The sequence below is a fragment of the Rossellomorea aquimaris genome, assembly GCF_020171925.1.
In the GTDB taxonomy this organism is placed as follows: Bacteria; Bacillota; Bacilli; order Bacillales; family Bacillaceae_B; genus Rossellomorea; species Rossellomorea aquimaris_F.
Map to the genome: position 1 here is coordinate 272,153 of NZ_JAIVAR010000003.1, position 13,311 is coordinate 285,463.

Genomic DNA, 13,311 nt, shown 5'->3' on the forward strand with positions numbered 1-13,311 from the left:
ACGTTAATTGTTCCTCTATTCAATTTTCATTTTTGCCTATCCTAGAGAATCACTTCCATATCGAGCCGATTCCAATAGCTAGTTTCATGGATTGTGCCCTTTATAACGTGGATTGCACCCTTCGTTAAATTAATTACACCCTATAAAAAAATAATTACGCCCTTTAATCCAATAATTCCACCCTTCCCTCAGATAATCGTGCCGTTCATGTCGAATTTCCTTTACCGATCCCGACCCCCATCCCACGTCAATGCATTGATTTCCTTCGTCAACTCCATAAACTTCCGATCCAACTCTGCATAGGACGCATTCCCCGGCACCATGAAACTTAGGCGACCAAGCACTTCCTGCCGTTCGGTCTCAAGCTTCAGCTTCAACTCTTCCTGGTCATTCCGGACGGGAGCCTCATCCTGCAACTTCTTATGAATGCGGCCATTCTCGATCACGAGGCTGACATTCGTTGTTTTTTCAAGGAAATATCTGTCATGTGAGACGATGATCAGTGTTCCGTGATACTGGGATAGCGTCTCCTCGAGCTGCTCGCGTGACGGAAGGTCCAGGTGATTCGTCGGCTCATCAAGGATCAATACATCCCTTTCTTCGAGCATATACTTCATCAGTTTCAGCTTCACCCGCTCGCCCATGCTCATTTGCCGTATCGGCTCGTTCCACTGCGTGGCCATGAATCCCAGGTGTTTCATCAGCGTTTGGACTTTTCCTCTTTCTTCAAAGGTTTCTTTATCGAAAAGCTGATGGGGTGATTCATCGAGCGGGAGATCGAACACTTCCTGCGTCAGGTAGCCGATGTGAGCGGATGGTGAAACCCATACGTCTCCATCCGCATCTTCAACATTCATGATCACCTTCAACAGTGTCGTTTTTCCGCTTCCGTTCGGGCCGGTGACTGCCACCTTTTCACCATGCTGGATCGTAAAGGCACCTTTACTGAATAGCATTCGGCCTTCAAAGCCCTTGGCAAGGTCCTTCACTTCAAGGAACCGTTTCCCTTTTTTATGGGATGCATGCAGTGAGAACTTCACGGTTTGCTCTTCCTCGACCTCTTCCACCTTCGCCTTCTCTAGCTCCCTTTCAAGCCTTTTCTGTTTCGATTTCACCTGACTGTCGGTCCGTTTCGCCTTTACCCGGTAATGTTCCTTGTATCCTTCTTGCTTCGTCGATTGGGCATGCGCCTTCTGTGACCAGGATGTCAGTTCCCTCATCTGGTCCTCGACCCGCTTCACCATCTTCTGCTGTTTTTCATATTCACGCTGCTGCGTCAGTCTTTTCTGCTTGCGGGCTTCCATGTAACTCGAGTAATTCCCGCTATGTTCAATCAGTTTCCCGGTTTCAAGTGACCAGATTTTCTTCGCTACTTCATCTAGAAAATACCGATCATGGGAGATGAGAATGACCGTCCCCCTATATTCATTTATTTGTTCTTTCAACTGCTCCAAGCTGGCCTGATCCAGATGATTCGTCGGTTCATCCAGTAAAAGGAGATCGGTGTTTGAAGCAAATCCCCTGGCGAGTCTCGCCTTCAGCTTTTCACCGCCACTCAGCAGCGAATATTCATGCGTGGGCACTTGCCACTTTTCCAACAGCTTGCGTTCAGCTGGCGACATGGCTCCTGGAGAATGAGACGTAGTTTCCTGCACGACCAACTCCATGCTCACTCCGCTCTGCAGCCACTGAATCGTACCGTCAACCGGCTCAATATCTCCATAAATCATATGAAGGAGGGTGGATTTCCCCGATCCATTCCGGCCGATGATCCCGATCACATCCCCTTCCTGTACACTTCCATTGACTTCTTCAAACAAAGTCTGGTTTCCGATCTCATACCGTAAATTCAATAATTTCATAACTTCTCTCATACAATTCTTCCCCTCTCATCAAAAGGAGGACAAAAAAAATCCTCCCAGAATCTCTGGAAGGATCAGCCGTACCGTCACGTGCACAAACAAAGCCATACAAAAGAATAGCTAAGGCAATGGTATAAAAATGGGCAGACTAATCCTATTTTGGTTGATTTGAAAATTTGATTTCAAATGTCCTCGAAAATAAGATTAATTCTTCATCGTCCACCCATCACTCCTGTCATATATTAGTAAATTCACTATACCATGATATTCATTCCACATGCAAAGGTTTTCAGTATTCAGGCAAAACTGGAACTTGAGCATACTCCAGCTCAAATTTATAGAATACCCGATCCACCTTCACAATCGGAAAATCAGCAGGCAGCTCGCTTCGTCCAATTTCCACAAAGCCGTTCTTCTCGTAAAAACGATGTGCCGCCAAAAACTGTGGAGTCGTGCCAAGATAGATTGTGTTAATGGCATGATTTCGTGCCCAATCGATTGCTTTGTCCAATAATAATTTTGCCGGTTGCATTTCAGATCCCCTGTAATTTTTATCAACAAACATTTTCCTTAATGCCAAACCATGATTACCTATGTCCAATAAGCTGATGGTCCCGACCACTTTATCATTCAACTCTGCGATCCAGAAGTTCCCCTTTCCAGCCTGATAAAACGAAGGGATTTGAAACAAGTCCGGTTGATCTTCCTTAGTGATCTGAATGTTAAACTCATCTTGCTGAATATGTAGGATAAGATCCGTGTTCTGTTTCTGGTACGTTTCTTCATATTCTTTAATTTTCAATTGATCCTTCACGAAAAGTCCCTCCTTTAGTTAACGATTGTACCATATATTTCCATAAATAACTTTGTAAAATTATACCCATCTTCCCGATGGATTTCCTCCCGATTTTGAAATATAATAAACATTCATTCATATTCGATTTCACCGCGAGAATTGAGAAGTATCAGATATAGGATACGTGGCAAGATAAACACAAGAAATGATCGTAGATGAATGACTTTGGATACATAAAGGAGAGTTACTATTGGAATCTATTTGGTTGGAATACGCATGGGCCCTCTTGATCTTGATCGGCCTGGAGGGACTATTATCCGCGGATAATGCACTGGTTCTTGCCGTCATTGCCAAACACCTTCCTGAAGATGAGAAAAAGAAAGCCATCAAATACGGGATTTTCCTGGCTTTCGCTTTCCGTTTCGGAGCTCTTTTTGCGATTTCGTTCATCGCAAATGTGTGGCAGATCCAGGCGGTCGGTGCAGCTTATCTGCTTTATCTCGGACTGAAGCATGTCATCAAGGCGAAGTTCGGGAAAGATAATGAAAAAAATCAGGAAGAAACGGAAGAAGAGGCTGCCGGTAAAGGCTTTTGGCCAACTGTCGGAAAGATTGCCCTCGCTGACCTGGCGTTTGCGATTGACTCCATCCTCGCTGCCGTTGCCCTGGCGCTAGGACTTCCGGATTCACCGCTCGGTAATTTCGGAGGCATGGACGGCGGTAAATTCCTCGTGGTCATTCTCGGCGGGATTGCAGGATTGATCCTTATCAAGTATGCAGCAACCTGGTTCGTTCAGCTCCTGGAAACCCGTCCCGCGCTGGAAACAACGGCCTACGCCATTGTCGCCTGGGTAGGGGTGAAGCTGGCCGTCATTACGCTCGCTCATGAGGACATCCACATTTTAGATCATGATTTCCCACACAGCACGGTTTGGACATTGATCTTCTACGGAGTTCTGATCGGGATTGCCTTGTTGGGCTGGTTTGCACCGGGGAACAAGAAAGCGGAAGAAAGTAACGGGTAATGTTCATAAGAGAGTCGTCGCAGGTAACGCATGAGGTTGTCGATCTAATCGGCAGCTTTTTTTTATGGTAAAAATGAGCAGCATCTGTACACTTTTATATTCTAAAAGGGAGTACTGCTATCTTTATCGGTTCATCTTGCCAGACACCAGAATATGCTCCAAACAATAGAACTGACGATTCACTTTCAGGAAATACGGTACAGAATTTATTATCTATTCCTAAACGTGTACGATCGACCAATTCTAATTAGCAACGTCGACAGCAATCGGAACAACGGAAATCGGGATTGTTCCGCTCCCTACCCATCCATGATTCCCAATTCACCTCACAACCACAAGCCCCCATGTAAGCTCATTTCTAACGATCAATTATCTCCTGTCAACAAGCCTTTCACATACGCCAATAAGTTCTCATTGCGTGCACACAGGTACATCTCCCTTTTAAAAGGAGAATCTTGGATCGGTAAAAAAGCAACACCGCGGAATTCGATTTGGCGTACCATCACGTGAGGAAGATAGGCAATCCCGACGCCCAATGAGACAAGCCCTGCCATGGCATGGTATTGTGCCGTAACAACCTCTCCCGCAAAGTTCCGTTCATTCATCACCGCCCTGATTTTATCAGAGAGTGCCCCCTGCGAAGGGATGATTTGCGGATACGTGAAGCATTCTTCTATTGTCACTTCTTTTTTCAAGGAGAACGGTGATTGAATCGGGATGGCAGCATAAAACTCGTCGGTGAAGAGATGACTGGAAGGAACTGTTTTGTAAGTGGGAATGTCCTGGATGATCGCCGCATCAATTTGCCGTTTTTCAAGTAGAGGTGACAGCTCCTGACTGTCATCCTTAACCTCCGTTACACGAAAGTTTGCGTGCTGCAGTCGTTCATAATGCTCATGAAGGAAGTAAGTTGTGATCATGGGCGTCGATCCAAAACGGATTTCTTCCGAGCTTTGAAAATGTTTCACGGTGTGATGGATCCTCTCAAATAGTGGCGACAGTTCTTTGTATAGTCCTGCCCCTTTTTCGGTCAACTCCACCCCTGAAGAAGTTCTGTCAAAAAGGGCAAACCCCAATTCTTCTTCCAGACGCTTCATTTGCTTACTGAGTGCAGGTTGGGATATATATAATTCCTTTGCTGCTTTTGTAAAACTCCCTTTCCTTGCCACTTTGATAAAAGCATTCAATCTCGGTAGCACTACTGTCACTCCCATTCTGCATGTTGTTGACTATAGTATAACCCCACGTTATACCCTCATAACAAATGAGAAGTACCTACGCCCCCATCCTTTCACTTATCCTGTGAATATACGAAAAATACAGGAGGGACTAATGAATGAAGACCTATTTACTTCTAGGTATATCAATCGTGTCAGAGGTCACAGGAGCAACGTTCATAAAGTATTCCGATGGCTTCACTGATTTCAGTGCGACTGTCATCGTCATCCTTTCATATTCACTCGCGGTCGCTCTTTATATTTTGATTACAAAAGATCATGAAATCGGAATTATTAATGCGCTTTGGTCAGGCGGTGGTACCGTGCTCGTCACATTATTGGGACTCATGCTGTTCGAGGAATCATGGTCTATTCAAAAAGGAATCGGACTTGCCTTGATTTTCACAGGGATCATTGGATTGACTCTACAACCGGATAAAGAAAGGAGTGCATAAACCGTGGGATATTTGTTTCTTTCCCTGGTGCTTGCGGCAGCAGGAAATCTTTCTGTTAAACTGTCTGAAGGATTTCGAAAACGTTTGTACAGTGTAGCATCCTTTGTGCTGATCGGACTTTGCCTTTATTTTCTCTCCTTAAGTGTCCGAACAATGGAAATCGGGATCGCGTATGCTATTTGGTCGGGATCATCGATTGCCATTACGGCACTGTTTGGGCTTCTTTTTTTCAATGAAAAAGCAAACCCGGCCAAGTTCATTTATATCGGGTTTGTGATCGTAGGAATCGTGATACTAAAATAAAAAAGCGTGGAACCCGGAATCCTATCCCGGGCTCCACGCCACATTACAAAAACATTATCCGATGATCACTTTTTCCCTCGGATAGTGATACTTCTCATTCACCGTCTTACCGCGAATCAAGAATAAGAAGGAGAAGATCCCGATCCTCCCGATGAACATAAGGGCGATGATGATGATTTTTCCGGCCGTGCCGAGTTCTGATGTGATTCCCATCGAAAGCCCTGTCGTACCGAATGCAGACGTGACTTCAAAGATGATTTCAAGAATGCTGAATTCCGGATGGAAGAACGTCATTGCTAGGACGGCTGAACAGCAGATGAAGACGGCCGTTGTGATGACGATGAAAGACCGGTGGATGTCCTCCGGGTCCACTTCACGGCCGAATACCTTGATGGAGTTCTTCCCTTTGGCGAAGAAGAAGATACTCAGCATCATGATGGCGAAGGTCGTCGTCCGGATCCCCCCGCCCACACTGCTCGGGGATGCCCCGATGAACATGAGTCCGCTCATGAATAAGAGCGTTGGTGCTGAGAACTCACTCACGTCCATGGTCGCGAGTCCGCCGTTCCTCGTCGAAACGGACTGAAACAATGCGTAGAAGAACGATTCATGCCATGACTTTCCAATGAAGAAATGATGGCTTTCAAACACAAGGATGAATAGCGTCCCTAGTAAAACCAGGATGAAGAACGTCAACGTCGTCAATTTTGTAAATAAAGTGAAGCGGTATGGGGTCGATCCCCGGTGAGTGAACCATTCCTTCAACTCAATCAGGACAGGAAATCCGATGGCACCCAATATGAGTAGAATGATGTTGATTGATTGAACGAAGTAGTCATTCGCGAAAGGGATCAATGAGTTCCCTGTAATATCGAATCCTGCATTCGTGGTGGCACTGACCGATGCGAAGAAGCCTTGGATGAACGCCTCTTCCCATGTCGGAAAGAAATCCAGAAAATAGACCCCTAAAATGAAGGCGCCGATTGCCTCGATCGCCAGCACAATGATGAGGATCTGCCTCATCAGTTTCACCAGGCCAGAAAACGTCGAACGATTCTGATCGGTCATAATCAACTGACGGTCCTTGAGCCCGATCTTCTTCCCGAACAAAATCCAGATGAACGTACCGAGCGTCATGATGCCGATCCCGCCAAACTGAAGGATGAAGGCAAGAATGAAATATCCAGTCGTGCTGAACATATCCGAGGTCGATACCACCGTCAACCCCGTGACACTGATCGCGCTCACAGATGTAAACAGTGCATCGATGAAAGACCATTTCATCCCGGGCCTGTGGGCAATCGGCATGCTAAGTAATGTCGTGGAGATGACCACGGCTGCTGTATAAAATAAAACAATGACCTGGACAGACGTCAATCTGTTCCAAAACCTTGCATTTTCCCTTGTAAGTTCCACTGCTTCACACAACCTTGCTATTTGATGGGTATAGTATAACAGATTGTGGCAGACAAGGACATTGGTTTCGACAGGCCCCACCATGGGTGACGATCGATCCCATAAAAAAAATGCCCTGCTTTCGCAGGGCATTTCACTTCCATTCTTACACACCAGGGAACCAGCCAGGTGTATTGATGATCGCATTCCACAGTGGATCTGGCACCACCAATTCCTTCTGTTTGCTTTTATCAATTTCCGTCACAATCTCGTCTTCCCTGCCTTCTGCAATCTTCTCGACCCAGTCGGGATCGATGATGAGCTCGCGGCCGAGTGCAAGTAACGGCACGTCCGTCTCGAATGCTTTACGGGCATCTTCTGCCGTATAAATCGAGCCTACACCGATTAGGGGCGTGCGGTCGTCGATTGTTTCCAGAAGATACTCCATGCGGGGCTTCTCGAGATCCTCAACGTCCCTTCTTGGTTTCGAGAAGAATTCAAATAGCGACACATGCAGATAATCAAGCTCCTTGTCAGCCAGCGCATCAACCAGTGACAGCGTATCCCCCATTGAGAACCCTTCGTCTTCCGGCTCTTCAGGGGAGAAACGATAACCGACAAGGAATGATGGGTCGGCGTGCTCAGCCACTACACTTTTCACTTTATCGACGATGGCAAGCGGGAACGCCATCCGCTTCTCAAGGCTGCCGCCGAAACGGTCTTCACGCTGATTCGTCATCGGGGAGAAGAATTGATGAATCAAGTAACCATTCGCTCCGTGAATCTCCACACCGTCATATCCCGCTTCAATTGCACGGCGCGTCGTCTCACCGAACGCTTCAATGATTTCCTCCACTTCTTTCTCGGAAAGACCTCTTGCCTTTTTCTGACCGTTTTCTCCTGCTACGTCACTTGCACTTACCACGTCACCATCCGGAACGAGATCCGGGGGACACTGTACTCCACCATGGAAAATTTGAAGAACTGCCTTCGCCCCTTGCTCCTTGATCGTTTTCGCCAGACGCTCAAGGCTCGGGATCATTTCATCGGAATCCCCTCCGAACTCTCCAGGAAATCCCTTCCCGTTTGGCGTCACATACGTACACGCTGTGATGACCATGCTCACATCCTTCGAACGGCGTGCATAATAGTCAAGCTCCGCATCCGTCACATTGCCTTCATCATCCGAAGAAAAGTTCGTCATCGGAGCCATGATGATGCGATTTTTCAGCTGTACTCCATTTTTAAATGTATATGGTGTTAATAATTCTTTATAGTTTTCGTTCATGGGTGTGCCTCCTTTTAGTTGTTCAGGGATATCATAGTAGATCGAGGATCATTTGACTATTCATCTGCTTAACGGATGTGCCGAACCTTTCTATATGGTGGCTTTTCTTGTAGGGAAACATGCGGTTGGAAGAGGAAAAGAATCGGATCCTAGGTCAACTCTCAGTGGGGGCAATAAATATCTAAGCTTTCCCTGAAAAACCACAAAGTCTGCTTTTTTATAAAATAGCTGCAACGGAACCTGATACACTTTCGTCTATTGTACAAAAGGAGGCGGTGACTTGAACCGGATTTGTTTTAGTATCGTGCTGGTAGTATCCATTTGGCTGTCTGGTTGTAACGCCGGGGTGGAACCCAAGGACCATATGGGAGAAATCTATTCTGTAGCATTAAACTCCTTAATGGAGGAGGATGTAGCATTGAATGATCATATAGACTTTATCGCCATCGATATGAGTCAGATCGAGCATTTCAAAGAACGCGATAGAGAACAAGTGCTAAGCAATTTTAAGGAAAGATACAAAGTGGATATAATGGAAGCGACTTTCGAAGAGCTGAAAGAACAAGGATTGTATAATGAAGAAACAATGGCTTTGGACGGTGTCCTTCTCAAAATCGAAAAAGTTGATGTAACCTTTACTAACGAGGTAGTGCTTGAAGGGTCAAAGTACCGTTCCGGCTTAGGGGGCTATAGGGGTACAGGTAACCGTTCATCATGAAGATAACGAATGGAAAACAAAGGAAGTTATTATAACTTGGGTTAGTTAAATAGAAAGGAACCCAATTGCTCATTGTTCAAGCATTTGGGTTCTTACACATCTTGTTTTTCTAGATTCGTGCTCCATAGCGTCCTGCCATCAATCCAGTTCCCTTACCTCAATTGGGATGAGCGCATTCTCAAGCTCCTTACGATGCTTTTCATACTGCTCAGGAAGCATAAGCCCCTCTCCCATCGTCTCTTGTGATTCATCATGAGCGAACCCTGGCGGATCAGTCGCGATCTCAAACAAGATGCCGCCTTCTTCCCTGAAATAGATCGCATTAAAATAATTCCGATCGATGACAGGAGTCACACCGTATCCATGATCTGCTACGACCTTCCGCCACTCGAGCTGGTCGCTGTCATCATGCGCCCTCCAGGCAATATGATGGACGGTCCCCGCCCCCATTTGACCGCGGCCGATCGGTGTCATCTTCAAATCAATGACGTTCCCGATATCAGATGAAGAACGATAACGCGCAATATCCCCTTCCCTTCCGACGAACTCAAGACCCATCACCTCTTCAAGGAGTCCAGCCGTCTTGTCAGGCTCTGAAGAAAGTAACGTCGCTCCACCGAATCCTTTGATTGCCACATCGGGCGTTACACCTGCAAAGCTCCAGCCGTTAAGTTCACCTTCCTCCCTTTCAACGATTTCCAGGTGCAGGCCATGTGGATCATCAAATTCCACATATGTTTCACCAAAGCGCTCCACTTTCGTAAACGGAATATGGAATGACTTCAACCTTTTCTCCCAGAAAGCAGCAGCCCCCTTCGGAACGACATAAGAAGTCACACCTACCTGTCCGTCTCCAATGACACCTTGCCGTGCACCTGCCCAAGGGAAGAACGTGATGATTGTGCCCGGCTTCCCTCCATCATCTCCAAAATAAAGATGGTACGTACCCGGATCATCAAAGTTCACTGTTTTCTTTACGAGCCTCAGTCCGAGAACCCCCGCGTAAAAATCCACATTTTCCTGAGGATGACCGACAATCGCCGTAATATGATGAATCCCCATCGTTTTCTTATCCATGACCATCACTCCTTTAGTGAACGTTTAAAACAAGACTGCATCCAGCGCATATTGACCAGGACCGATCAACGCAACCCCGATGGCCACTGCAAGCAGCGTCAGATTATATTCATATCCATTCGATGTCACCCATAATCCATTCTGACCGTGTACCTTCACAATCGCCATCAACATTGTCGCCGCAATCAAAACCCCAGCAAGTGGAGTCAACAGACCGACCGCAAACAAAAATCCTCCGATCAACTCAGACAATCCTGCAAGAAGCGCCAGCGTCACTCCAGGCTTCATCCCCATTGAATCGAACCATCCACCAGTTCCCTTCAATCCATGTCCCCCGAACCAACCGAACAACTTCTGCGCACCATGTCCGATGAACAATACCCCAATGACTAAACGAATAAGTAGCAAACCTGCATTTATCATGTTTTATTCCTCCTGATCGCTTTTTATCTCGAATTCGAGATATTACACTAAAAAAATTTTGTGCTTTAACTAATTACATACTCCACTCTCATATGGCCATTCTTGCTCGATACGTTTCGATTATTGCCCCCAATCATTTATCTCGAAATTAAATATCTTGAATATGAGATAATAATATAACATCTCTCTTCTTTCGTCAATGGGCTATTTAATTATTTTTTTCCAAACAAAAAGACAGCCATTCGGAGGTGATCCCGAACAGCTGACTTTTCGTTGGTTCCCTTCTTCGGGTGGCAGGCACAAACTAGGTTTTTTGTGCCTGCCACCGTTTATTTCTGTTCAAGAACAGGGGTACCTGTTTGTAACCGGGGGATGTTTAGAGTCATTTGGACTAGGTACAACCATAACGATCAGTGCCTGGCTCAAATCACTCTTATCGAGCCTGGCTCAAATCACTCTCATTGAGCCTGGCTCAAATCACTCTTATCGAGCCTGGCTCAAATCACTCTCATTGAGCCTGGCTCAAATCACTCTCATTGAGCCTGGCTCAAATCACTCTCATTGAGCCTGGCTCAAATCACTTTCATCGAGCCTGGCTCAAACCACTCTTATCCTGCCTGGCTCAAACCACTCTTATCCTGCCTGGCTCAAACCACTCTCATCGTGCCTGGCTCAAACCACTCTCATCGTGCCTGGCTCAAACCACTCTTATCGTGCCTGGCTCAAATCACTCTCATTGAGCCTGGCTCAAATCACTCTCATTGAGCCTGGCTCAAATCACTCTCATTGAGCCTGGCTCAAATCACTCTTATCCTGCCTGGCTCAAACCACTCTTATCGTGCCTGGCTCAAACCACTCTTATCCTGCCTGGCTCAAACCACTCTTATCGTGCCTGGCTCAAACCACTCTTATCGAGCCTGGCTCAACCAAATCAACCAACCACCATTCCCACAACCTACCCTTGCTTAAACAAATCCAAAAACAACTCCCAGAATCCTTTCTCTTTTTCAGGTTCCGCCTTCTTCACCTTCTTCTCTTCCTTCTCGATGCTTTCTGTCTTGATCACAAATTGGACGGAAGATACTTTTTCATTTTTTTCAGAAACGAACGATACGGGTTTGAAGTCGGATTTGTCGTATTCATCCATCATTTTATTGATTTCCGCCTGCATCTTCTCCGGCAGGTCTTTTGTTTCTTGGTAGAGTTCAGTCGTGCCATCATGAAGTTCGCTTACCCCATTTTTGAGCTGGCTTGTTCCGCCTGCAAGTTCAGTGATACCCGAGTGCAGCTTTCCATACGAAGAGGCGAGCTGATCGACTCCATTAGTGTAGCCCACCAGTCCAGAATGAAAATCTCCATATTTAGCCGACAATTGACCCAGCCCTTTTTGGAGCTCTGCAAGGCCGTTCAAATTTGTATCTTTTAACGAAGCAGACAGGTCAGTGGAGATGGCCGTCAACTGTCCACTGATTTCAGTGACCGCCCCGCTCATTTGGTTCAGGGAAGGTTCCACAGCTGCGAACGCCCCGTTCACGCTGGCATACGTTCCTTTCACCTTTTGCGCAGCTAGGTGGGACGCTGCCAGTTTATCCACGACTTCCTTATTCGCTGCACTATTACGCAGCGCAGCGATCTCTTCTTCCGTCACTTGACTTGCCGGGATCTCTTTGATTGCCCCGTCCAATGCCGCAAATGCTTGTGAATAATTATCGCGCAAAGTTCTCATGCCGTTGGCCGTTTCTTTTAGACCATTCGCTAATTTCTCAAGCCCTGCCGGCAATTCATTCAAGCTTGATAAGTCCGCTCCCGCTGATTGACTTGAGAGCGACTGATTGATTGCCGCCAATGCTTCCTTAATGGAGCCTGATGCACCGACAAGCTGGGAGGATGACCCATTCAGTTCACCGATGCCACTGCGATATTGGGATGATCCATCCCGAAGGCTTGCAGCACCGTTGTTCAGCTGGGATACGCCATTTTCAAGCTCTGCCACACCGTCATTCAACTTTCCAATGGCATCCGAGAGCTCCGACAGATCCCCGGTCATCCCCTCTGTCCCCGTTGCATCAATCGGAAGCGTGGACGGGACTGCGGCAAGCTCGACTCCTTTGAACTCAAAGTCCTTAACATCCGCTTCAACCGACAATTTCTTTTCTTTTCCAGGCAAGACGGTGAATGTGATCTGTTTATTTTTTCCTGCGTTTGCCACCATCCCGTCAGCCGCTTCGATGTTTTCATACGTATTCGGCAGGCTCAATGACACCTGCATTAAATAGTTCTCATAGAATACCGGGTTGCCACCAGTATTTTTAGCCGTATCGATCATGATTTCAAGATGTCCGCTTTTCCCTGCAAGTAAGGTCGGGTCCACTTCTTTTCCATCCAATGTATATGACACTGAAACATCCCACGGCAGTTCGGTTCCTTCTTCCATATTCCCTTGATACGTGAACTTTCCTTCAGGGGCATCAGCCTTGACTTCCTGCCCCTCCTGTTCGACTTCACTCAGATCGGTCAGGTTCTTGACGTTCTTGTACTGTCCGTAGTCGAGGATCTTTCCCGCACGCTCCACCTCAAAGGTATTCACGACATAGATATGATCCAGGTTGCCATCCGCATCAAGCGTCGCATAGACCACTTCATCCTTCGATGACACCTTCCCTTCAGTCGCCGCCTCGGCAGGCACACTCAGAAATGAGGGCAAGATGATCATCAATGCAAGCGCACTAGTCGTCAATTGTTTTTTTCTCATC

The 13,311-nt window shown here is 46.6% G+C and carries 12 protein-coding genes; 4 read left to right on the plus strand and 8 right to left on the minus strand.

Translation table 11 applies throughout. The annotated features are described in order from the left end of the window. Window positions 1–221: 221 nt before the first annotated feature. Together abc-f and LCM10_RS12695 are read right to left on the minus strand one after the other, a co-directional pair. On the minus strand, window positions 222–1,874 hold the full coding sequence (gene abc-f / locus LCM10_RS12690) for a ribosomal protection-like ABC-F family protein (RefSeq protein WP_224876641.1): 1,653 nt from the start codon (window positions 1,872–1,874) through the stop codon (window positions 222–224). A gap of 277 nt (window positions 1,875–2,151) precedes the next feature. Continuing rightward, entirely contained in the window at window positions 2,152–2,676 is a 525-nt protein-coding gene (locus LCM10_RS12695; RefSeq protein WP_224876642.1) for a GNAT family N-acetyltransferase, read from the minus strand. A gap of 232 nt (window positions 2,677–2,908) precedes the next feature. On the opposite strand from LCM10_RS12695, the gene LCM10_RS12700 reads away from it, so the two are divergent. Then, window positions 2,909–3,682 (plus strand): TerC family protein, encoded by a 774-nt coding sequence (locus LCM10_RS12700; protein ID WP_224876643.1) that lies wholly within the window; start codon window positions 2,909–2,911, stop codon window positions 3,680–3,682. A gap of 365 nt (window positions 3,683–4,047) precedes the next feature. On the opposite strand, the gene LCM10_RS12705 is transcribed toward LCM10_RS12700, so the two are convergent. Beyond that, window positions 4,048–4,881 (minus strand): LysR family transcriptional regulator, encoded by an 834-nt coding sequence (locus tag LCM10_RS12705; RefSeq protein WP_224876644.1) that lies wholly within the window; start codon window positions 4,879–4,881, stop codon window positions 4,048–4,050. Window positions 4,882–5,018: 137 nt separating this feature from the next. Here LCM10_RS12705 and LCM10_RS12710 point away from each other — a divergent pair, with 137 nt between their 5' ends. Continuing rightward, window positions 5,019–5,354 carry a DMT family transporter gene (locus tag LCM10_RS12710; RefSeq protein WP_224876645.1) on the plus strand — a complete coding sequence of 112 codons (336 nt, stop codon included), beginning with the start codon at window positions 5,019–5,021 and terminating at the stop codon, window positions 5,352–5,354. Window positions 5,355–5,357: 3 nt separating this feature from the next. Continuing rightward, on the plus strand, window positions 5,358–5,657 hold the full coding sequence (locus LCM10_RS12715) for a DMT family transporter (protein ID WP_224876646.1): 300 nt from the start codon (window positions 5,358–5,360) through the stop codon (window positions 5,655–5,657). Between the two features lie 54 nt (window positions 5,658–5,711). On the opposite strand, the gene LCM10_RS12720 is transcribed toward LCM10_RS12715, so the two are convergent. Together LCM10_RS12720 and LCM10_RS12725 are read right to left on the minus strand one after the other, a co-directional pair. Next, window positions 5,712–7,073, minus strand: a complete 1,362-nt coding sequence (locus LCM10_RS12720) for a TrkH family potassium uptake protein (RefSeq protein WP_224876647.1) — start codon at window positions 7,071–7,073, stop codon at window positions 5,712–5,714. Window positions 7,074–7,218: 145 nt separating this feature from the next. Then, a complete protein-coding gene (locus LCM10_RS12725) occupies window positions 7,219–8,340 on the minus strand; it encodes an NADH-dependent flavin oxidoreductase (RefSeq protein ID WP_224876648.1) in 1,122 nt (373 codons plus the stop codon). Window positions 8,341–8,620: 280 nt separating this feature from the next. Here LCM10_RS12725 and LCM10_RS12730 point away from each other — a divergent pair, with 280 nt between their 5' ends. Then, entirely contained in the window at window positions 8,621–9,058 is a 438-nt protein-coding gene (locus LCM10_RS12730) for a peptide ABC transporter substrate-binding protein (protein ID WP_224876649.1), read from the plus strand. A 138-nt stretch (window positions 9,059–9,196) separates the two neighbouring features. On the opposite strand, the gene LCM10_RS12735 is transcribed toward LCM10_RS12730, so the two are convergent. The 3 genes from LCM10_RS12735 to LCM10_RS12745 all read right to left on the minus strand — a co-directional run bounded on the left by LCM10_RS12735 (window position 9,197) and on the right by LCM10_RS12745 (window position 13,310). Further along, window positions 9,197–10,135 (minus strand): ring-cleaving dioxygenase, encoded by a 939-nt coding sequence (locus tag LCM10_RS12735; RefSeq protein WP_224876650.1) that lies wholly within the window; start codon window positions 10,133–10,135, stop codon window positions 9,197–9,199. Window positions 10,136–10,159: 24 nt separating this feature from the next. Then, on the minus strand, window positions 10,160–10,558 hold the full coding sequence (locus LCM10_RS12740; RefSeq protein WP_224876651.1) for a DoxX family protein: 399 nt from the start codon (window positions 10,556–10,558) through the stop codon (window positions 10,160–10,162). Between the two features lie 955 nt (window positions 10,559–11,513). Further along, window positions 11,514–13,310, minus strand: a complete 1,797-nt coding sequence (locus LCM10_RS12745) for a YhgE/Pip domain-containing protein (protein ID WP_224876652.1) — start codon at window positions 13,308–13,310, stop codon at window positions 11,514–11,516. Between the last annotated feature and the right edge of the window lies 1 nt (window position 13,311).

What these genes read in the sequence shown, in the direction of transcription:
- abc-f (WP_224876641.1), bottom strand. Translation starts at nt 1,874, where the DNA reads ATGAGAGAAGTTATGAAATTATTGAATTTACGGTATGAGATCGGAAAC.
- LCM10_RS12710 (WP_224876645.1), top strand. Translation starts at nt 5,019, where the DNA reads ATGAAGACCTATTTACTTCTAGGTATATCAATCGTGTCAGAGGTCACA.
- LCM10_RS12725 (WP_224876648.1), bottom strand. Translation starts at nt 8,340, where the DNA reads ATGAACGAAAACTATAAAGAATTATTAACACCATATACATTTAAAAAT.
- LCM10_RS12735 (WP_224876650.1), bottom strand. Translation starts at nt 10,135, where the DNA reads ATGGATAAGAAAACGATGGGGATTCATCATATTACGGCGATTGTCGGT.
- LCM10_RS12740 (WP_224876651.1), bottom strand. Translation starts at nt 10,558, where the DNA reads ATGATAAATGCAGGTTTGCTACTTATTCGTTTAGTCATTGGGGTATTG.
- LCM10_RS12745 (WP_224876652.1), bottom strand. Translation starts at nt 13,310, where the DNA reads ATGAGAAAAAAACAATTGACGACTAGTGCGCTTGCATTGATGATCATC.